Source organism: Streptomyces sp. DG1A-41, assembly GCF_037055355.1.
In the GTDB taxonomy this organism is placed as follows: Bacteria; Actinomycetota; Actinomycetes; order Streptomycetales; family Streptomycetaceae; genus Streptomyces.
This window is the reverse complement of sequence record NZ_CP146350.1, coordinates 828,421-846,063: the sequence shown is the minus strand read 5'-3', so window position 1 is coordinate 846,063 and position 17,643 is coordinate 828,421. Positions and strand designations below refer to the sequence as shown.

The window sequence follows — 17,643 nt, the reverse complement described above, 5'->3', positions numbered from 1 at the left end:
CCCCGTGATCGTCTGCGTTCTGGCACGAGCGGCCTCGCCGCAGGAACAAGCGCCGTCAGGGCCTTTCGGGCTTGCGGGTCAGGAGGCAGGCGCGCGGTCTGTTCACCCGTCCGCCGGGCTCCTGCTCCAGTCTCGCGGTGACAACGAGTCCGGCCTGGTCCAGCAGGCCGACTATGCGGTCCAGCGGCAGAAGGTACGACTCGTAGGACACCGGACGGCCATAACCCTGGGTCGGATGCAGCCGTTCATCGCCGACATAGTCTCCCCAGAGCAGGTAGCCGCCGGGCGCGAGCGTGCGGTGGAACTCGGCGAACACCGCCGGCAGCCACTGCGGAGGCGTGTGATGGGTGGAGTACCAGGCAAGGATGCCGCCGAGTTCGTCGTCCCCCATCTCCAGTGAGGTCATCGAGCCCTCGGTGAACCGCAGATTCGGATAGGCGTGGCGGGCCAGCCCGATCATCTTCGGTGACAGATCGACGCCGAAGGCGGACACCCCCATCCCGGCCAGGTGCGCCGTCACGCGGCCGGGGCCGCATCCCAGGTCCGCGACCGGTCCCAGTCCGGCCGTCCGCACGAGTTCGGCGAACCCTGCCAGCATCGCGCGTGACAGCGGGTCCATCTGGGCTGGAGGCGGGACGCGTTCTACGTAGTCGACGGCAACCGTGTCGTACGACTCACGTACGGCGGTCAGAAAGGAGGGCTCGGCCATGCGGGCGTCCTTAGACGGTGTCCTATGTGGTGAGGCGGACGTACCGCTTGTAGCAGCAGATGGCTGCGGCGAGTCCGAGGAAGGCCAGGTAGTTGCGGGGATTGCGTTCGTAGCGGGGGCTGAGTCGGCGGTAGCCGGACAGCCAGGAGATGGTCCGTTCGATCACCCAGCGGCGGCGGCCCAATCGTTCGCTGGACTCGATGCCCTTGCGGGCGATGCGCACTCCGATGCGCTTGCCGCGTAACCATTTCCGCAGGTGGGGAATGTCGTACGCCTTGTCGGCATGCAGGCGTTGGGGCTTGAAGTAGCGGCCGTTGTGGGGGTCGTGTCTCGTTTGGTGACCCGCGACCATGGGCTTCAGGCCTTCGCTGTCGTGGACGTTGGCGGCGGAGACGCCGACGACCAGGGGCAGTCCGTTCGCGTCCGACAGGACGTGCATCTTGGAACCCGGCCTGCCCCGGTCCACGGGGCTCGGACCTGTATGTTCGCCCCCTTTTAGCGCGCACGTGCGCGGAGTCCAGGACGACGCGGGAGACGTCGATGAGGCCTGCGTCGTCGAGTTGGTGCAGGACCGCTTCGTGGAGCCGGCCCAGACGCCGGCCCGCGACCAGATCATGAACCGGCGATGGGCCGTCGACTTCGATATGCCGAAGCACGGCGGCAAAGCCCGCCATGCGCAGCCGCTGACCAGCACGTAGATGATCGCCGCGAACAGCGTCTCATCAGGCGTGTTCTGAGTCCCGCCGCCCTGGGGCCGCACCCGCTCCTGCGGAATCAACGGCCTGGCAAGCTCCCACAAGCCGTCCGGAACAATCCAACTCCATGTACCCCGCCCCATGAACGGACCAACGAGCGATCACCACATAGGACACCGTCTTAGGGAGCGTATCGAGTCGTGATCACTCTGCGGGATTCGCCCTCTCGGTGGGGCCTGGACCGGTAGATCTTCTCGTGTGACGCGAGTGCAACTGACGGACGATGAGTGGGAGTTCATCGGGCCGTACCTGCCGATCGGCGAGTACGGCCCGTACCCCGGGCGGCTGCGGCAGCAGTACGAGGGTGTGATCTGGCGATTCAAGACCGGCGGGCAGTGGCGGGAGATGCCGCAGGAGTTCGGCGCCTGGTCGACCGTCCACAACCGCTTCCGGCAGTGGCGTGACGCGCGCGTCTTCGAGGCCCTGCTGCAGGGCCTGATCGCGGAAGCCGCGAAACGGGGTGAGGTGGATCTGTCCCTGGTAAGCATCGACTCCACCACCGCGCGCTCACCACGACGCTGCCGGGATGCACCTGGGCGAGGACGTCCTCACCGCCATGGAAAAGGCAGCGACCGAGGCGGAGAAGGGCAGGTCAAAAGGGGCAGCCTCGAAGAAGAAGACGGCCAGGACGCCGAGATCGATGCCGAGCGGGAGGAGCGGCGACGCATCCGGCGCCGGCGCAAACTCCGGCTGAAGGCCGTTCTCCTGGGACGTTCCAGGGGCGGGCAGACCAGCAAGGTCCACCTCGCCGCCGATCGGAAGTGCCGCCCCCTGGCCCTCCTCCTGACCGCGGGCCAGGCGGCGGACAGCCCGCAGTTCATCCCCGTCCTGAAGAAGGTGCGGGTGCGCGGGCCTGTCGGCCGTTCCCGCACCCGGCCCGACGCGGTTGCCGGAGACAAGGCTTACTCGTCCCGCGGTAACCGCGCCTACCTGCGTAAACGCCGCATCAAGGCGGTGATCCCGGAGAAGAAGGACCAGACCGCCAACCGGAAGAAGAAGGGCAGCAGGGGTGGCAGGCCCGTCAGCCACGACACCGAGCTCTACGAGGAACGGAACACCGTCGAACGCGCGATCAACAGGATGAAGGCATGGCCGGGCATCGCAACCCGCTACGACAAGACCCCGGACAGCTGCCTCGCCGGCCTCTACCTTCGCGCCTCGATGATCTGGATCAAGGATTTCACACGAACCACCCCTTGATGACAACTAAGCGCGTGTCCTTCCGCCGGAACCATGGCGTCCGCAGGTCCGTACATACGCGGCCCGACGTGAACATGCTCAAACCGTCAAAAGGCTGCGGCACCGGCAGTCAGGGCGCCCGGCTCCCTGTTGGCTTCGTTCACCCAGAGTTGCCAAGAAGCCCTGACTTCCGGCGCCTGCCTCCGCCTACTGCTCAGGCGGGAAAATCACCTTCCAGTACTGGGACAGCGAGGGCGGCGCCCCCCACATGCGCGTGGGCACGACGTACACGTTGTTGAGGGCACTGTTGTCCAGGGGGTGCACACCCGGACGAACCTGCCCGCCGTGACCAAGCCACGGTCGCACACCCGAGTGAAGGCCTGTTAGGTGTACGACCAGGGAACGCACCGGCTCCTACCACCAACCGGTCTTGGTGGCGGCCGCGTCGCAGTCGTGGGCGGGGTCGAACAGCAGGCAGCCCCGGTAGCGGACGCCGTCCCCCCGCTCGGTCTGCCTGCCCGTGGTGTACGTCCGGCTCGTCGCCTCCCTGTAGTGGGAGCAGTTGGCGTCGCCGTCGCCGTTGGTGTCGATCTCGAACTTGATGTACAGGCTGTCGTACTCATAGCTGGTCGTCCGCGCCCAGGCGTACCGCACACCGCCGTAGGTGCCGTACCGGACCTGGGCTGTGCCTGTGGTGCCGGTGGCCGTCTTCGCCGTGCCCGTGCTGGAGGCATTCTGCGGATCGCTCAGGATCCCCAGGTCGGAGCAGACGACGGCCGCCGTCGCCGCGCTCGCCGGGGCGGCGGCCGCCCCGGTGATCAGCGCGGCCGTCATGGCGAGCGCGGCGGTGGTGGCGGCCGCGGTCCTGCGGCTCAGAGTTCTGCCGGTCATGTTCGTTCCCCTCCTGAGGCCAATAGCCTTGTGCGTTACAGCAGTCAGCTTCAGGGGGAGTCGCGGGTACCGGTACCTATAAGGTTTCAGGGTGCGGCCGGGCAGGAGACCGGCAGGCCCCCGCCCGTCGGCCATGCCGCCGTTCGCGGTCCTCCCTGGAAGCGGACGCCCCAGCGCACATGATCGACGAACGCCGCGAACGCCTCCGGGGGGATGGTCAGGGCGGGTCCGTGGGGGAACTTGGAGTCACGGAGGCGGGGTCGCTCGCTGGAGGACCATCCCTTCGGCAGCCCTCACGAGAGGGCCGCCTCGGCCTCGGCACCGCCCCGTCGCCTCCACTGAAGCAACTCATTCACATCGCCCTGCCTTCAACGCCGGTGGGCCCAGCCCTGACTGCCAAGTGGAGCCACGAACCGGGTCTGGCGCAGGTTCCGGAACTTGCGCCAGACTCCAAAACGCGTCGCCATAGCCAGGGAGGCGCCCTGCGGCGTGCAAACGAGCCATAGACATCACTTCTCGGAGGTCACATAAGTGAATCGCTCCGGGCCTGCTCGCGGATGCCGGTAGCCGCCCAGCCACCGCACGTTCGCAGCACCGCTTCCGGCGTGCCCACTCGTTGAAAGTCACCCGGAGATCCGGGAGGCGATCTTCGCGGTCCACGACGAACTGCAGGGCCGGTCCCGAGTCGGGATGACCACCCGCACCCGCCTGATCCATCAGTACGTACGCGAGATCTACGGGCCCGGCCTGCACGTCCCGTCTTACAACACGCTGCGGCAGGTCTGGCACGAGTGGTTTGGCCCCAGCGGGTCACGGTCCCGCAATCTGGGGGTGCCTGATCTGCCGGTACGGGCAGGTGCTGGTCGACCGTCCCGGGCGGGTGGTCGCGCTGGACACCACGGTGCTTCCGGTGAAGGGCCTCGAAGACGCGCGCGTCACGCCACTGCCGGAAGCGGTTGTGGACGGTCGACCAGGCGCCGAACTCCTGCGGCATCTCCCGCCACTGCCCGCCAATCTTGAATCGCCAGATCACACCCTCGTACTGCTGCCGCAGCCGCCCGGGGTACGGGCCGTACTCGCCGATCGGCAGGTACGGCCCGATGAACTCCCACTCATCGTCCGTCAGTTGCACTCGCGTCACACGAGAAGATCTACCGGTCCAGGCCCCACCGAGAGGGCGAATCCCGCAGAGTGATCACGACTCGATACGCTCCCTAGATGAATGAGTCCGATGTGTGTGCTGGTCGCGACCACGGCGAAGGGCGCCCGTTGGTCAGTGTGTGAAGACAACCCCGTCCGCGGACGAGAACCTTGGCTGTGGGCAGAGCGGTCAGCTCGCCGCGTAGTTGCGCAGGAACAGCGCCTCCGCCACCGACAGCCGCTCCAGTTCCTCGGGGGAGACGCTCTCGTTCACCGCGTGGATCTGGGCCTCCGGCTCGCTCAGTCCGATGAGCAGGATCTCCGCACGCGGGTAGAGGGCGGCGAGCGTGTTGCACAGCGGGATGGAGCCGCCCTGACCGGCGTACTGCATCTCCTGCCCCGGGTACGCCACCGCCATCGCGTCCGCCATGGCCTGGTACGCCGGGCTGGTGGTGTCGGCGCGGAAGGCCTGGCCCTGGCCGATCTGCTCGGTGCTCACCCGCGCACCCCACGGCGTGTGCGCCTCCAGGTGCGCCTGGAGCAGCTTGGTCGCCTCGGCCGCGTCCACGCCCGGCGGCACCCGCAGGCTGATCAGCGCCCGGGCACAAGCCTGCACGGACGGGGTGGCACCGACGACGGGCGGGCAGTCGATGCCGAGGACCGTCACGGCCGGACGCGCCCAGATGCGGTCGGCGACCGTCCCGGAGCCGATCAGCCCCACGCCGTCCAGCACCTTGGCGTCCTGCCGGAACCGCTCCTCGTCGTACTGGAGCCCCTCCCAGGCCGTGTCCCCGGTGAGCCCGTCGACGGTCGTCGAACCGTCCTCGGCGCGCAGCGAGTCCAGGACCCGGATCAGGGCGGCCAGCGCGTCGGGCGCGGCACCGCCGAACTGGCCCGAGTGCAGGTTGCCGGCGAGCGTGTCGATCCGCACGCGGACGAGCGTCATACCGCGCAGGGTGGAGGTGACGGTCGGCAGCCCGACACGGAAGTTGCCCGCGTCGCCGATGACGATCGTGTCGGCCTCCAGCAGGCCGGGGTGTTCCTCCGCGTACCGCTCCAGGCCACCCGTGCCCTGCTCCTCCGAGCCCTCGGCGATCACCTTCACATGGACCGGTACGCCGCCGTTCGCCTTCAGCGCGCGCAGCGCCAGCAGGTGCATGATGACACCGCCCTTGCAGTCGGCGGCCCCGCGCCCGTACCAGCGCCCGTCCCGCTCGGTCAGTTCGAACGGCGGGGTCGTCCAGCCGGCCTCGTCCAGCGGCGGCTGCACGTCGTAGTGGGCGTACAGCAGGACCGTCTTCGCGCCCTTGGGGCCGGGCAGGTAGCCGTAGACCGACTGCGTGCCGTCGGGGGTGTCGAGCAGGGCCACGTCCTGGAAGCCCTCGGCGGCGAGCGCGTCCGCGACCCAGCGGGCGGCGCCCTCGCTCTCGTTCCTGGGGAACTGGTCGAAGTCCGCCACCGACCGGAAGGCCACCAGTTCGGCGAGCTCTTCCTTCGCCCTGGGCATCAGCGAGGCGACGGTCTCGGCGACCGGATTCGACGACATGGGCACGCTCCTCGTGGGTGCGACGTTGTAGCGGTGAGTGCCGTAGATCCTCCCACAGCGGCCTGTGGCCAGGTCCGCCGTAGGATGCGGGAGACAGCAGGGCAGGCGGCTTGATCGGGAGCAGTAGACCATCGTGAGCAGCGAGAACTCTTCGGCGGACGACGTGCGGCAGGTGTGGGACGTCGTCGTGGTGGGCGCGGGACCTGCGGGCGCTTCGGCCGCGTACGCGGCGGCGGTCGCCGGCAGACGCGTGCTGTTGCTGGAGAAGGCGGAGCTGCCGCGCTACAAGACTTGCGGCGGCGGCATCATCGGCCCCTCGCGGGACGCCCTCCCGCCCGGCTTCGAGCTGCCGCTCCGGGACCGCGTGCACGCGGTGACGTTCTCGAACAACGGCCGCTTCACGCGCACCCGCCGCTCCAGGCAGATGCTGTTCGGGCTGATCAACCGGCCCGAGTTCGACCAGCAGCTCGTCGAGCACGCGCAGAAGGCGGGCGCCGAGTTGCGCACGGGTGTCACGGTCCAGCGGGTCGAGCAGCACGGCTCGGCGGTGCCCGACCGGCGCACGGTCGCCGTGATCCTCCAGGGCGGCGAGGTCCTGCTCGCGCGGGCCGTGGTCGGCGCGGACGGCAGTGCCAGTCGCATAGGGGCGCATGTCGGGGTCAAGGTCGACCAGGTGGACCTCGGCCTGGAGGTGGAGATTCCGGTGCCGGAGACCGTCGCCGAGGACTGGAAGGGGCGGGTGCTCATCGACTGGGGCCCCATGCCCGGCAGTTACGGCTGGGTCTTCCCCAAGGGCGACACCCTGACGGTCGGTGTGATCTCGGCCCGTGGCGAAGGCGCCGCCACGAAGCGGTACTTGGAGGACTTCGTCGGGCGGCTGGGCCTCGCCGGCTTCGAACCGAGCATCTCCTCAGGGCACTTGACCCGCTGCCGGGCCGACGACTCGCCGCTCTCGCGCGGGCGGGTGCTGGTGTGCGGCGACGCGGCGGGGCTGCTGGAGCCGTGGACCCGCGAGGGCATCTCCTTCGCTCTGCGGTCCGGGCGGCTCGCGGGGGAGTGGGCGGTTCGGATCGCCGAGGCGCACGACGCCGTGGACACGCGCCGGCAGGCCCTCAACTACGCGTTCGCGGTCAAGGCCGGGCTCGGTGTGGAGATGAGCGTCGGTAAGCAGCTGCTGACCGTGTTCGAGCGCCGCCCCGGGCTGTTCCACGCGGCGGTGACGAGCTTCCGCCCGGCCTGGAAGGCGTTCAAGGAGATCACGCAGGGCTCGACGTCGCTGGGCGAGATCGTCCGCACGCATCCGGTGGCCCAGCGGGCCCTGACCGCGTTGGACCGCCGTCCCGCGACGACGGGTGACGAGGTCAGCCCGTCGCAGTGATCTCGAAGACCGGGTGGTCGGGGGCGATGCGGCGCAGCTGGTCGTCCGGGGAGTCGGGGCCGACTCCATTGAAGAAGACCCCGACCTCCGCCTTCCAGCGCTTGAGGTAGGCGCGCAGGATCGGGGTCTTGTCGTCGTCGGCCACCTCGGTCGCGGTGAAGGTGTCCACACGCTTGCCGAGGTGCAGTTCGCCGCCGCCCGCCGCGCGCATGTTGTGTGTCCACTGGACGTGGCCGCGGGGTGCGACCAGGTACTGACGGCCGCCCAGGGTCAGCACGTTGACCGGGGTGGTGCGCCACTGGCCGCTCTTGCGGCCGCGGACGGCGAGGACACGGGATCCCCAGACGCTGATGCCGCGGCGGGTCAGCCAGCTGACGAGCCGGTTGAAGACGTTGACGGTGAGCCAGCCGGGCTTGCGGACGTGCGTGGACATGGGTCCCCCTGGCGGTGTGAAGCACTGCTCTCATTTGGGAGCAGTGCTCTCGATTGGTGCTGCCAGTCTGCCCGAGACCGGCGCCCCAAAGCAAGAGCACCGCTCTCGTTTTTGTTTCCCGCTCTCGTTTGTGTGCGTCGATCTCGTTTGTGTGCACTGCTCCGCGTCCATGGCACACTGCCCCGCATGAGCACCGCACACGGCGCCCGTGCCCGGGCCAGGATCGAAGTCACCGCGGCCATCAAGGACGAGGCCCGCAGACAGCTCGCGGCCGAAGGCGCCGCCAGGCTCTCGCTGCGGGCCGTCGCCCGCGAGCTCGGCATGGTCTCCTCGGCGCTCTACCGCTACTTCCCCAGCCGTGACGAGCTGCTGACCGCCCTCATCATCGACGCCTACGACTCCCTCGGCGACACCGCCGAGGCCGCCCATGGCGCGGCCGCCGGCTCCGGTCCCCTGCAACGCTGGGTCGCGGTGTGCGAGGCGGTGCGGCGCTGGGCGCTCGACCGTCCGCACGAGTACGCCCTCATCTACGGATCGCCCGTCCCGGGCTATACCGCCCCCGACACCACCGTCCCGCCCGCCGCCCGTGTCGGTCTGCTGTTCTTCGGCATCGTGCGCGACGCCTACCGCGGCCTCGGGCTGGCCAGGCCCTCGTTGCCGGCCGACCTGCGCCCGGAGGCCGAGCGGATGGCCGCCGACCTCGCGCCGGACCTCCCGCCCGAGACGGTGACGGCCCTCGTCGCAGCCTGGGCCCAGTTGTTCGGGCTGGTCGGCTTCGAGCTGTTCGGGCAGTTCAACAGAGTGGTGGAGGACCGGGAGACCTTCTTCCGGCACGCGGTGGGGCAACTCGCCCACGGGGTGGGGCTGGTGTATCCGCAGTCGGGGCCCGCCTCCAAGAACCCCGCGTCATAGGGCCGAGACCACATGCCCGATCTGCGGGCTGACTAGGCGGCTGCGGGCTGCCCGGACCTCTCAGGCCACCGGAAACGGCGGCCCGGGCAGCAGCGCTGGATCCCGGCGCAGGACGCGGGCGTGCAGGGACCGCAGGCCGGGGCCCGGGTCCGCGTCCATCGCGTCGGCGAGCCGCCGCCGTGCCTCCTCCTACACGGTGAGGGCGTCCGCCGGGCGGCCGGTCCGGCACAGGGCGAGCATCAGCAGTTCGGCGAGGCGTTCGCGCGGTGGGTGGGCCGCGACGAGCCGGACGAGTTCGTGGACGTACTCGAAGGAACAGCCGCCTACGCGGGTGTGCTCGTGGTGGTGACGGCGGTCGCCGGCGCGGTGCTGTTCCTGCCCGCCGCCCTCGCCGCTGGGGGCACCGGGTGGAGCGTGCCACCGCGCCCGCCTCCGGCTTCTGGCAGCGCGCCGCGCTCACTCCAAGGAGGAGCACGACCGCACCGGCGACACCCGGCGCGCGGTCGCCGAGGGCATCCGGCGCGCCCCGCTGGTCACGGCCGCGGCCGTGATCCTGGCGCTGTCCTTCCTGTCGTAGCCACCGGAGGGGTCGTCTTCCTCAAGGGACCCGGTATCGGCACGGCCCTGACGATCCTCGTCGACGCCCCCCTGATCCGGGTCGTGCTTCTGCCGGTGACCATGCGGCTGGCCGGGCGCCGCGGCGGCTGCGCCGGCTGCGGATCAGGGAACGCGAGGCCGCCCGGCGGACGACGTACTCCGCGGGGAGTACGTGTGATCACCGCGCCTGGGTGACGCCGCCGCGGGCGGGCGGCGTCTAGCGTGGCCGGTATGGACGAGCAGCGCGTGCGGGGCGGTCCGCCGCAGTGGTGGCGGCACGGGCCTGTGCGGTGGGACCGGTGGGGGGAGGGGGAGCATGCGCCCCGGTGGCCCTGGCGGTCCACCGTCGTCCTCACGGTCTTCGTCCTGGTCGGCTCTCACTTCGCCGCTCATGGCCAGGAGGGCGAGCGGGCGGCCCTCGACCCCTTCGCGCGGGTGCTCCTGCTGCTGGCCGGGGCACTGCTGCTGTGGCGCAAGCGGTATCCGGTGGCCGTGGTCTTCGGCACGGCGGGCGCCGTCATGCTCTACCTCGGGGCCGGGTATCCGTACGGGCCGGTGTTCCTCACCGTCGCCCTGGCCTGTTTCGGTGCGATCGTCGCCGGGCACCGCTGGGCCGCGTGGGCTGCGATGGGCACGCTCTGGGCCGGGCACGTCCTGGTGGCGCACTGGCTCTACCGGTGGCTGCCGCCGTCGGGGGACTCCGCCGTCTCCTGGGGCGAGGAACTGGTGGTCGCCACCTGGGTGGTGGCGATCGCGGCCGTGTCGGAGCTGTTCCGGATCCGGCGCGAGCAGTGGGCCCGCGAACGGGCCGAGCGTGCCGAGGCCGCGCGGCGACGGGCCGACGAGGAGCGACTGCGGATCGCGCGGGAACTGCACGACGTGCTCGCCCACAGCATCTCCGTGATCAACGTGCAGGCGGGTGTCGGCCTCGCGCTCCTCGACTCCGATCCCGAGCAGGCCCGTACGGCGCTCACCACGATCAAGGCCAAGAGCAAGGAGGCGCTCGGCGAGGTGCGCCAGGTGCTCGACACGCTGCGCGCGCCCGGTGATGCGCCGCGGGCCCCCGCGCCCGGGCTGGACCGGCTGCCCGAGCTGGTGGAGCAGGCGGCGAGCGCGGGCCTGACCGTCGACGTCGAGGGCGAGCCGCCACGTCTCGCGCCCGGCACGGACCTCGCCGCCTTCCGGATCGTCCAGGAGGCCCTGACCAACGTCGTACGGCACTCGAACTCACGGCACGCGCGTGTGCACCTCGCGCACGACTCGGGCGCGCTGCGGCTGCGCGTCGACGACGACGGGCCCGCGACCGGTGCCGACGCCGGTGGCAGTGGCAACGGGCTGGCGGGGATGCGGGAGCGGGCCACCGCGCTGGGTGGCACCATCGAGGCAGGGCCCCGTCCGGACGGCGGTTTCCGGGTGCTCGCCGTACTGCCGCTGACGGCTTCCGCCGAGTTCGAGGAGGACCGGTGATCCGCGTACTGCTCGCCGACGACCAGTCACTGGTCCGGGCCGGGTTCCGGGCGCTGCTGGACGCGCAGCCGGACATCGATGTGGCCGGGGAGGCCGCGGACGGCGAGGAGGCCGTGCGCCGGATTCGCGAACTGCGGCCCGACGTCGTCCTGATGGACATCCGCATGCCCGCGCTCGACGGCCTGGCCGCGACCCGCCGGGTCACTGAGGACCCGGACCTCGGGGACGTCAAGGTGGTCATGCTCACCACCTTCGAGCTCGACGAGTACGTCTTCGAGGCGATCCGCTCGGGAGCCTCCGGCTTCCTCGTCAAGGACACCGAGCCGGAGGAACTCCTGCGCGCCGTACGGGCGGTGGTCGCGGGCGACGCGCTGCTCTCGCCGGGCGTGACGCGCCGCCTGATCGCCGAGTTCGCGGCCCGCTCCAAGGAACCCGCGGCGGCCGACGCGCTGGGTCGGCTCACCGAGCGGGAACGGGAGGTGATGGCCCTGGTCGGCATCGGCCTGTCCAACGAGGAGATCGCCCGCCGCCTGGTCGTCAGCCCGCTCACCGCGAAGACCCACGTCAGCCGCACGATGGTGAAGCTGGGCGCCCGCGACCGGGCCCAACTGGTCGTCCTCGCCTACGAGTCCGGGCTGGTGCGGCCGGGCTGGCTGGGCTGACCCGCCGAGTGGAACCGGACCAGCACACTGACGACCCGGGCGGCGAAGAGGACGGGCGCGAGCACCAGACCGATGTGCAGCAGCAGGCGCTCCGGCGTGTCCGGGAGGTCGAAGAGCAGAGCGGGACCGGCCACGGCCCCGAAGAGGACCGCCGCCGCGAAGGCCGCACTGCACAGCGCGTACCCGATCTCGACGGTGATCGCGTCCCGTTCGGCCTGCGTACGCCGTCCCCCGTGACTGGTCATAGGGCAAGTCAAACAGTCGGGTGCCCGGCCGGGCAATGCCAGAGCCGCCACCGGCTCGCTGTGCGTCTTGGCGGTGAGGCCCTGGTGGCGGCGTTCGTCCGTCTCCTCGTGTGAGATGTGCTCTTCGGTGACGCCTCCTGCAGGCGCTGCACAGCCGTGTCGCGGGTCCATGCCCGCCATCGTGACGTGCTCGCCGCCGAGCGCCGAGAACGCGCCCGGATCCGCAGCGAGAAGGGCATCCGCTGGGGCGGACGCCCCTCAAGCCGCGCGTCGGCGATCACCGCAGCAAGGACACTGTGTAGGCGGCGGCGCGGGGGTCGCCGAGTCCCACCAGGGACCGGGCAGGACACCGGCGTAGGGGTGCTCGGTGGCGGCGCGGTGCGCAGCGGTCAGGTAGTCCGCCAGATGCCGTGCTGCCGGACTGGCGTGTTCCAGCCCCAAGCCGACCCCATGTGCGGCCAGGGTGTCGCGGAAGCCCGGCAGGCCGGCCAGGGTCGTCACGGGGACCGCTCCGAGCACACTGGCGTCCTGCGCGACAAGGCGGTCGGTGGCCAGCACCCCGACGAGCAGGGGCCCGCAGAACAGCGCCGTGCCCGAACTGCCCGGCCATCCCGACTTGCCGGCCAGGCGGCGGGGCACGACACCCTCGTCGACGTGCACGGTCGGCATTCCCGATCTACGCGCGTGCAGGGCGTCCACGTGACCGCGCACCGGCATGGTGTCGCGTCGGCTGCCGGGACGCGCCTCCGCGTCGGGGAAGCCCAGCCCCACGCAGGGGACCTTGTCCTGGCCGGTGATCCGCCCGAAGCGGACCGCCCCGGCCGGCGGGCCCGCCCCGTCTGGGCCGTCGATCACCAGCAGCGCAGCATCATGGTCCGGTGCGGCATCCAGGTCCACCGCCTCGTGCGGCCAACACCGCGCTGCTGCCAGCCACCCGGTGCGCTGCGGGACCTCCAGAGGCCGGACCTCGACCCGCCCGCCCGGCGCCACGTCCTGCACCACGTGGTAGGACGTCAGCACCAGACGGTCGGCCAGCAGATAGCCGGTGCCCACCCGCCCGGTGCCCGCCTGCCCGGCGCCGGGAGCCCACACCTCGACGACCCGGGCCTGATCCATCCCTACCCCTTTCGGTCAGCGAGTCCGACGGCTGCGGCGCTCACCAGGGCCGCTGCACCGCCTGGGAGTGGATGCGTGCGTCCGCGCCCGCGTCATCGACCGGCTGCAGCGTGAGTTTGATCCGGTGACCATGCCGGAGCCTGCCGTACCACGGGCCCCGCCGACCACGGCAGCACGAACACCTTCGCCGTGGCCCCGGCCTCCTTGCGGACCTCGACGGAGAACTCCAGTTCCACCGGCCCCGCCCGGAACGCCAGTGCATTGCCGGCGCCCTCCTCCATGGCCTGCTGCAACTGAGCACGGATCGCACCGACCGCCTCACTCAGCTCAGCCCACGGCTCTGACACCATCACCCACCCCCTCAACCTGCTTGATGACGCTGCCAAGTTCACCGCAGGGCAACCGCCACACACGAGCAGGCCGCGACCGTCAGTTCGCGCCCACTCACCGGAAACCGGCCCTCCTTCGCGACCTCCGGAGGCCGCGAGCCTCCCGGCAAACCTTTGCGATCACAGACCAGGGCCTGTCTGACGAATTCCCGCCTGCCTCGCGGTGTCTGGCACGCACGCTCGCCGTGTTGCCGAACCGCTCACGCGGCTCCGCCACGAGGGCGCTCCGGCGCCTTGCGATCGCACGCACCAGACACCGCGAGGCCCGCCCTTCGAGCGGACGACGGGAATTTGTCAGACAGGCTAGGGGGCACCGTCGGCGACGCCGTCTTCGGGTTTGTCGAGGACGTACGCCGTGTAGCGAGTGACGCGCCCGATGGCCCGGTGAGCCCGGACGACGGCGATGACCTCGTCCCAGTCCTGTGCGTCGAGTGTTCTCAGGCCGGGCCACCGCACGCACAGGGCATGTCGGCCGGCCCGGGTGGACGCGGTGGCGACGAACAGGGCACAGAGTCGGCCTGCCCTGCGGAGTACGGGGGTGGTCCAGTCGAGGGTCCGGCGGGTGGTGAAGCCGGCCGCGGAAGCCAGCAACGGGTACCGCTCGTACGGTTCGATGTCGTCGAAGTGCCAGGCCCCGCGTACGAGGCCGCCCGGATCGAGGGTCCCGATCGGTTGCCCCGCACGGGAAGTGACATCCACGAGGACGAGCCGGCCTCCTGGGCGGAGCAGTCGGAAGCTTTCGCTCAGGAAGGACCGACGGCCCTCATGGCCGAAGTGGAAGGCGGCCTCCAGGCAGTGCACTCGATCGAAGGAACCATCCGTCAGCGGGATCTCCGCCGCCCGGTGCGGCAGAGCGGTGGCGTCGGCGACGGCGAAACGCGCGCGGGAACAGCCGCCGAAGCGGCGACGTGCCCGGTCGATCTGCGCGGGCTGGATGTCCACCCCCAGCGCCCTGCATCCCGCGGCGCCCAACCGCGCCGTGGTGTCACCGCGTCCGCATCCGGCATCCAGGACGAGCTGTCCGGGCCGGGCGTCCAGCAACGCCAGCGACCGGCGAGCCAGCCGGCGCTGAAAGGGCACCGGCCCGGTCAGGGCCACGACCGGCAGCGTGGGCAGCGTGAAGTAGCCGATGTTGGCCAGGCTGTCCCAGCCGAGGTGCCGCAGCACCCGGAAGAGCACACTGTCGTCGTTGTACGCACTCGCGATGTCCCCGCTGTCACCCATCCCGCGTCCTTCACTTCGCGTGGGCACCCATCCGCGGCCCGCTACCCGTGTCACCACTCCGACCTGCACCTACACTGACCCCATAGGGGATGTTCGTGACATACCGGAATCGCCATGCGCTGTCAGCGGATGCTCGTACCGGCCCTCGCCCTGGTCCTCGTGGTGGTGCCCGCGCTCTCAGCGCGGGCCCAGGGTGAGGAAGTCCCGCGCGGTCCCACGTTCGCCGCGCGCGCTCTTCAGGCGCTGATCGACGGTGTCCAGTTCGGGGTGATCATCGCGATCACGTCGGTCGGGCTCTCGCTGATCTTCGGCACGATCCATCTGATCAACTTCGCGCACGGTGAGTTCGTCACGATCGGTGCCACCTTCGCGTTCTTCCTCAACGTCTCCGCGGGCGGTCCGGGCTGGCACCTGGTTCCCGCCGCCCTCGCCGCGGTGGTCTTCGGCGCGCTGCTGGGCGGGGCGGTCGAGCGCGGCATCTGGCGTCCGCTGCGGGCCAGGGGCACCGGTCTGATCAACATGTTCATCGTCACCATCGGGCTCTCGCTGCTGCTGCGCCACGTCGTACTCGTGCTGTACGGAACCCGGCCCGCCTCCTACGCGCAGTACGACATCCAAAGCGTGATCGAGCTGGGTCCGGCCGGCATCACCCCACGGGATCTCACGGTCACCCTGCTCGCCGTGCTGGTGCTGCTCGGCATCGCCGTGCTCCTCCAGAAGACGCGGATCGGCACGGCGGTCCGGGCCGTCTCCGCCAACCGCGACCTGGCGGAGGCGTCGGGCATCGACGTACAGCGAGTGGTGCTGTTCGTCTGGATGCTCGGCGGCGGGCTGGCCGCGCTCGGCGGGGTCTTCTTCGGTCTGGTCGAGATCGTCACCTGGGACATGGGCTTCAAGCTCCTGCTGCTCATGTTCGCCGGGGTCATCCTCGGAGGGCTCGGCTCCGCCTACGGTGCGATGGTCGGCAGCCTCGTCATCGGCGTCGTCGCCCAGATGTCCACCCTGTGGTTCCCCGTCGACCTCCAGTACGCGTGGGCGCTGCTCGTCCTCATCGTCGTCCTCCTCGTCCGGCCGCAGGGCATCCTCGGCCGGGCCGAACGCGTCGGGTGAGGGGGTGCGCCATGGACTTCTCCGCCATCCTCACCGACGCCCTGCGCTCGGGAATCGGCCCCATCGCCGCCGTCTACGCGCTCGCCGCGATGGGCCTGAACCTGCACTTCGGCTACACAGGGCTCCTCAACTTCGGCCAGGTCGGCTTCATGCTGGTGGGCGGCTACGGGCTCGCCATCACGGTGTCGACGTACGACGGCCCGATGTGGCTCGGCGTCCTGGGCGGAATCGCCTGCGCGATCGTGCTGGCCCTGCTCCTCGGCCTGCCCACCCTGCGGCTGCGCGCCGACTACCTCGCGATCACCACGATCGCGGCGGGGGAGACGCTACGGCTGTTCTACCGCTCCGGCTGGGCCGAGCCGGTCACCGGTGGGGTGTTCGGGTTGCAGAGGTTCGCGAACGACTTCTACGCGCTCAGCCCCATCGAGCCCGGCACCTACGGCGTGTGGCTCGTGAGGTTCAGCTCCCGGGACCTCTGGGTGATGATCGTCGGATGGGTGCTGGTGCTCGTGGTCGGATGCCTGCTCGCCCTGCTGATCCACAGTCCGTGGGGCCGCGTCATCCGGTCGATCCGTGAGGACGAGGTGGCCGCGCGGAGCCTCGGCAAGAACGTCTACGCGTACAAGATGCAGAGCCTCGTGCTCGGCGGCGTCATCGGGGCGGTCGCGGGCATGATGCAGGCGATCCAGGTGCAGTCCGTGAACCCGGACAACTACGATCCGGGCGTCACGTTCTTCCTGTACACGCTCCTCGTCCTCGGAGGCGCCGGGCGGATCCTCGGGCCGGTCGTCGGTTCGATCCTGTTCTGGTTCGTCCTCAGCTTCCTCGACAGCGCACTCCGCCAGGCCATCGACGCCGAGTACATCTCGCCGGACCTCATCAGCACCTCGGAGGTCGGTGCGGTGCGCTTCGCCCTGGTCGGGGTCGCCCTGATCCTGCTGGTCGCGTTCAGGCCGCAGGGGATCCTCGGCAGCCGGAAGGAGATGCTGCTCAGTGGACGCTGACACTGTCGTATCGCACACCGGCCGGCTCTCCGCGATCGATCCCGAGCCGGGGGTGCGCAAGCCCGACCCTCTGCTGGTCATGGACCAGGTGACCCGTACCTTCGGCGGTCTCGTCGCCGTGCGGGTCGAGCACCTGGAGGTGCAGCGCGGGGCCATCACGGCGCTCATCGGGCCCAACGGCGCCGGCAAGACCACGTTGTTCAACGTGGTGAGCGGGTTCGACCGGGCGGACGGCGGACGGTGGTCCTTCGACGGGCAACCGCTCACCGGCTCCCCGGCGCACCGGGTGGCGCGGCGCGGAATGGTCCGTACGTTCCAGCTCACCCGGACGCTCGCCCGGCTGACCGTGCTGGAGAACATGCTGCTCGCCGCACCCGGGCAGCGCGGCGAGCGGGCACTGCCCGCGCTGCTGCGACCCCTGTGGCGCGGGCAGGAGCGGGAGGCCGAGCGACGGGCCGACGAACTGCTGGACCGGTTCCGGCTCGGGCCCCTGCGCGACGACCATGCCGGCACGCTCTCCGGCGGTCAGCGCAAACTGCTGGAACTGGCCCGCGCGCTGATGGCCCGGCCGGTCATGCTCCTGCTCGACGAACCGATGGCCGGGGTGAACCCCGCGCTGACCCAGTCGTTGCTCGGACACATCACGCAGCTGCGCGACGAGGGGCTGACGGTGTGCTTCGTCGAGCACGACATGGACGTGGTGATGGGCATCAGCGACTGGGTGGCCGTCATGGCCGACGGCCGCCTGGTGGCCGAGGGCCCACCGCACACGATCGGCCGGAACGCCGCCGTCGTGGACGCCTACCTGGGCAAGCGCCACGACGAGCCGGAGGCGGCCGAGGAAAAGGCCGACGAGAAGGCCGAGGAAAAGGGCAAGGAGGAGTAG

General features: G+C 70.6%; 17 protein-coding genes and 4 pseudogenes. 9 read left to right on the top strand and 12 right to left on the bottom strand.

Annotated features, from left to right (window positions below; all coding sequences use genetic code 11):
• Positions 1-55: 55 nt before the first annotated feature.
• Together V8690_RS04010 and V8690_RS04005 are read right to left on the bottom strand one after the other, a co-directional pair.
• A complete protein-coding gene (locus tag V8690_RS04010; protein WP_338775920.1) occupies positions 56-709 on the bottom strand; it encodes a class I SAM-dependent methyltransferase in 654 nt (217 codons plus the stop codon).
• Between the two features lie 22 nt (positions 710-731).
• On the bottom strand, positions 732-1,547 hold the full coding sequence (locus V8690_RS04005; RefSeq protein ID WP_338775919.1) for an IS5 family transposase: 816 nt from the start codon (positions 1,545-1,547) through the stop codon (positions 732-734).
• A gap of 115 nt (positions 1,548-1,662) precedes the next feature.
• On the opposite strand from V8690_RS04005, the pseudogene V8690_RS04000 reads away from it, so the two are divergent.
• A pseudogene (locus tag V8690_RS04000) lies at positions 1,663-2,664 on the top strand (IS5 family transposase).
• 393 nt (positions 2,665-3,057) lie between these two features.
• On the opposite strand, the gene V8690_RS03995 reads toward V8690_RS04000, so the two are convergent.
• The 4 genes and pseudogenes from V8690_RS03995 to V8690_RS03980 form a co-directional block, all read right to left on the bottom strand.
• Positions 3,058-3,534 carry a hypothetical protein gene (locus V8690_RS03995; RefSeq protein WP_338775918.1) on the bottom strand — a complete coding sequence of 159 codons (477 nt, stop codon included), beginning with the start codon at positions 3,532-3,534 and terminating at the stop codon, positions 3,058-3,060.
• Positions 3,535-3,620: 86 nt separating this feature from the next.
• A complete protein-coding gene (locus V8690_RS03990; protein WP_338785241.1) occupies positions 3,621-3,824 on the bottom strand; it encodes a DUF397 domain-containing protein in 204 nt (67 codons plus the stop codon).
• Between the two features lie 623 nt (positions 3,825-4,447).
• Positions 4,448-4,675 (bottom strand): annotated as a pseudogene (locus V8690_RS03985) (transposase); the annotation flags it as partial.
• 189 nt (positions 4,676-4,864) lie between these two features.
• Positions 4,865-6,220, bottom strand: a complete 1,356-nt coding sequence (locus tag V8690_RS03980; RefSeq protein WP_338775917.1) for a dipeptidase — start codon at positions 6,218-6,220, stop codon at positions 4,865-4,867.
• 133 nt (positions 6,221-6,353) lie between these two features.
• Between V8690_RS03980 and V8690_RS03975 the strand changes: the two genes are divergently transcribed.
• Positions 6,354-7,598: a geranylgeranyl reductase family protein gene (locus V8690_RS03975; RefSeq protein ID WP_338775916.1), complete on the top strand. Its 1,245-nt coding sequence runs from the start codon at positions 6,354-6,356 to the stop codon at positions 7,596-7,598.
• Here the strand turns inward: V8690_RS03975 and V8690_RS03970 are convergent.
• Complete coding sequence (locus V8690_RS03970) at positions 7,582-8,031, bottom strand: nitroreductase family deazaflavin-dependent oxidoreductase (protein WP_338775915.1); 450 nt, start codon at positions 8,029-8,031, stop codon at positions 7,582-7,584. The two genes, V8690_RS03975 and V8690_RS03970, sit on opposite strands and share 17 nt — an antisense overlap.
• Positions 8,032-8,217: 186 nt before the next feature.
• On the opposite strand from V8690_RS03970, the gene V8690_RS03965 reads away from it, so the two are divergent.
• Positions 8,218-8,943 carry a TetR/AcrR family transcriptional regulator gene (locus tag V8690_RS03965; RefSeq protein ID WP_338775914.1) on the top strand — a complete coding sequence of 242 codons (726 nt, stop codon included), beginning with the start codon at positions 8,218-8,220 and terminating at the stop codon, positions 8,941-8,943.
• Between the two features lie 189 nt (positions 8,944-9,132).
• Here V8690_RS03965 and V8690_RS03960 read toward each other — a convergent pair.
• Positions 9,133-9,222: pseudogene (locus V8690_RS03960) on the bottom strand (BTAD domain-containing putative transcriptional regulator); the annotation flags it as partial.
• A 549-nt stretch (positions 9,223-9,771) separates the two neighbouring features.
• On the opposite strand from V8690_RS03960, the gene V8690_RS03955 reads away from it, so the two are divergent.
• Both V8690_RS03955 and V8690_RS03950 read left to right on the top strand, forming a co-directional pair.
• Positions 9,772-11,007: a sensor histidine kinase gene (locus V8690_RS03955; RefSeq protein ID WP_338775913.1), complete on the top strand. Its 1,236-nt coding sequence runs from the start codon at positions 9,772-9,774 to the stop codon at positions 11,005-11,007.
• The gene (locus V8690_RS03950; protein WP_338775912.1) at positions 11,004-11,669 is read left to right on the top strand and encodes a response regulator transcription factor; all 666 of its coding nucleotides are present in this window, start codon (positions 11,004-11,006) and stop codon (positions 11,667-11,669) included. The genes V8690_RS03955 and V8690_RS03950 overlap by 4 nt, the downstream gene beginning before the upstream one ends.
• Here the strand turns inward: V8690_RS03950 and V8690_RS03945 are convergent.
• Positions 11,630-11,914: a DUF6332 family protein gene (locus tag V8690_RS03945; RefSeq protein WP_338775911.1), complete on the bottom strand. Its 285-nt coding sequence runs from the start codon at positions 11,912-11,914 to the stop codon at positions 11,630-11,632. The genes V8690_RS03950 and V8690_RS03945 overlap by 40 nt on opposite strands.
• 168 nt (positions 11,915-12,082) lie before the next feature.
• Between V8690_RS03945 and V8690_RS03940 the strand changes: the two are divergent.
• A pseudogene (locus V8690_RS03940) lies at positions 12,083-12,178 on the top strand (integrase); the annotation flags it as partial.
• On the opposite strand, the gene V8690_RS03935 reads toward V8690_RS03940, so the two are convergent.
• The 3 genes from V8690_RS03935 to V8690_RS03925 all read right to left on the bottom strand — a co-directional run bounded on the left by V8690_RS03935 (position 12,173) and on the right by V8690_RS03925 (position 14,643).
• On the bottom strand, positions 12,173-13,030 hold the full coding sequence (locus V8690_RS03935; RefSeq protein WP_338775909.1) for a trypsin-like peptidase domain-containing protein: 858 nt from the start codon (positions 13,028-13,030) through the stop codon (positions 12,173-12,175). The pseudogene V8690_RS03940 and the gene V8690_RS03935 sit on opposite strands and share 6 nt — an antisense overlap.
• Before the next feature lie 92 nt (positions 13,031-13,122).
• On the bottom strand, positions 13,123-13,380 hold the full coding sequence (locus V8690_RS03930) for a trypco2 family protein (protein WP_338775908.1): 258 nt from the start codon (positions 13,378-13,380) through the stop codon (positions 13,123-13,125).
• 342 nt (positions 13,381-13,722) lie between these two features.
• Complete coding sequence (locus V8690_RS03925) at positions 13,723-14,643, bottom strand: class I SAM-dependent methyltransferase (RefSeq protein ID WP_338775907.1); 921 nt, start codon at positions 14,641-14,643, stop codon at positions 13,723-13,725.
• Between the two features lie 114 nt (positions 14,644-14,757).
• Between V8690_RS03925 and V8690_RS03920 the strand changes: the two genes are divergently transcribed.
• From V8690_RS03920 to V8690_RS03910, 3 genes are read left to right on the top strand one after another with little or no spacing between them, the layout of a single operon-like run.
• Positions 14,758-15,753 carry a branched-chain amino acid ABC transporter permease gene (locus V8690_RS03920; protein ID WP_338775906.1) on the top strand — a complete coding sequence of 332 codons (996 nt, stop codon included), beginning with the start codon at positions 14,758-14,760 and terminating at the stop codon, positions 15,751-15,753.
• Between the two features lie 11 nt (positions 15,754-15,764).
• The gene (locus V8690_RS03915; RefSeq protein WP_338775905.1) at positions 15,765-16,757 is read left to right on the top strand and encodes a branched-chain amino acid ABC transporter permease; all 993 of its coding nucleotides are present in this window, start codon (positions 15,765-15,767) and stop codon (positions 16,755-16,757) included.
• Entirely contained in the window at positions 16,747-17,643 is an 897-nt protein-coding gene (locus V8690_RS03910; protein WP_338775904.1) for an ABC transporter ATP-binding protein, read from the top strand. The genes V8690_RS03915 and V8690_RS03910 overlap by 11 nt, the downstream gene beginning before the upstream one ends.

Bases quoted from the DNA above. Each gene is read 5' to 3' on its own strand.
- V8690_RS04010 (WP_338775920.1), bottom strand. From the start codon at position 709: ATGGCCGAGCCCTCCTTTCTGACCGCCGTACGTGAGTCGTACGACACG.
- V8690_RS04005 (WP_338775919.1), bottom strand. From the start codon at position 1,547: ATGGGGCGGGGTACATGGAGTTGGATTGTTCCGGACGGCTTGTGGGAG.
- V8690_RS03995 (WP_338775918.1), bottom strand. From the start codon at position 3,534: ATGACCGGCAGAACTCTGAGCCGCAGGACCGCGGCCGCCACCACCGCC.
- V8690_RS03980 (WP_338775917.1), bottom strand. From the start codon at position 6,220: ATGTCGTCGAATCCGGTCGCCGAGACCGTCGCCTCGCTGATGCCCAGG.
- V8690_RS03970 (WP_338775915.1), bottom strand. From the start codon at position 8,031: ATGTCCACGCACGTCCGCAAGCCCGGCTGGCTCACCGTCAACGTCTTC.
- V8690_RS03965 (WP_338775914.1), top strand. From the start codon at position 8,218: ATGAGCACCGCACACGGCGCCCGTGCCCGGGCCAGGATCGAAGTCACC.
- V8690_RS03955 (WP_338775913.1), top strand. From the start codon at position 9,772: ATGGACGAGCAGCGCGTGCGGGGCGGTCCGCCGCAGTGGTGGCGGCAC.
- V8690_RS03945 (WP_338775911.1), bottom strand. From the start codon at position 11,914: ATGACCAGTCACGGGGGACGGCGTACGCAGGCCGAACGGGACGCGATC.
- V8690_RS03935 (WP_338775909.1), bottom strand. From the start codon at position 13,030: ATGGATCAGGCCCGGGTCGTCGAGGTGTGGGCTCCCGGCGCCGGGCAG.
- V8690_RS03930 (WP_338775908.1), bottom strand. From the start codon at position 13,380: ATGGTGTCAGAGCCGTGGGCTGAGCTGAGTGAGGCGGTCGGTGCGATC.
- V8690_RS03925 (WP_338775907.1), bottom strand. From the start codon at position 14,643: ATGGGTGACAGCGGGGACATCGCGAGTGCGTACAACGACGACAGTGTG.
- V8690_RS03920 (WP_338775906.1), top strand. From the start codon at position 14,758: ATGCGCTGTCAGCGGATGCTCGTACCGGCCCTCGCCCTGGTCCTCGTG.
- V8690_RS03915 (WP_338775905.1), top strand. From the start codon at position 15,765: ATGGACTTCTCCGCCATCCTCACCGACGCCCTGCGCTCGGGAATCGGC.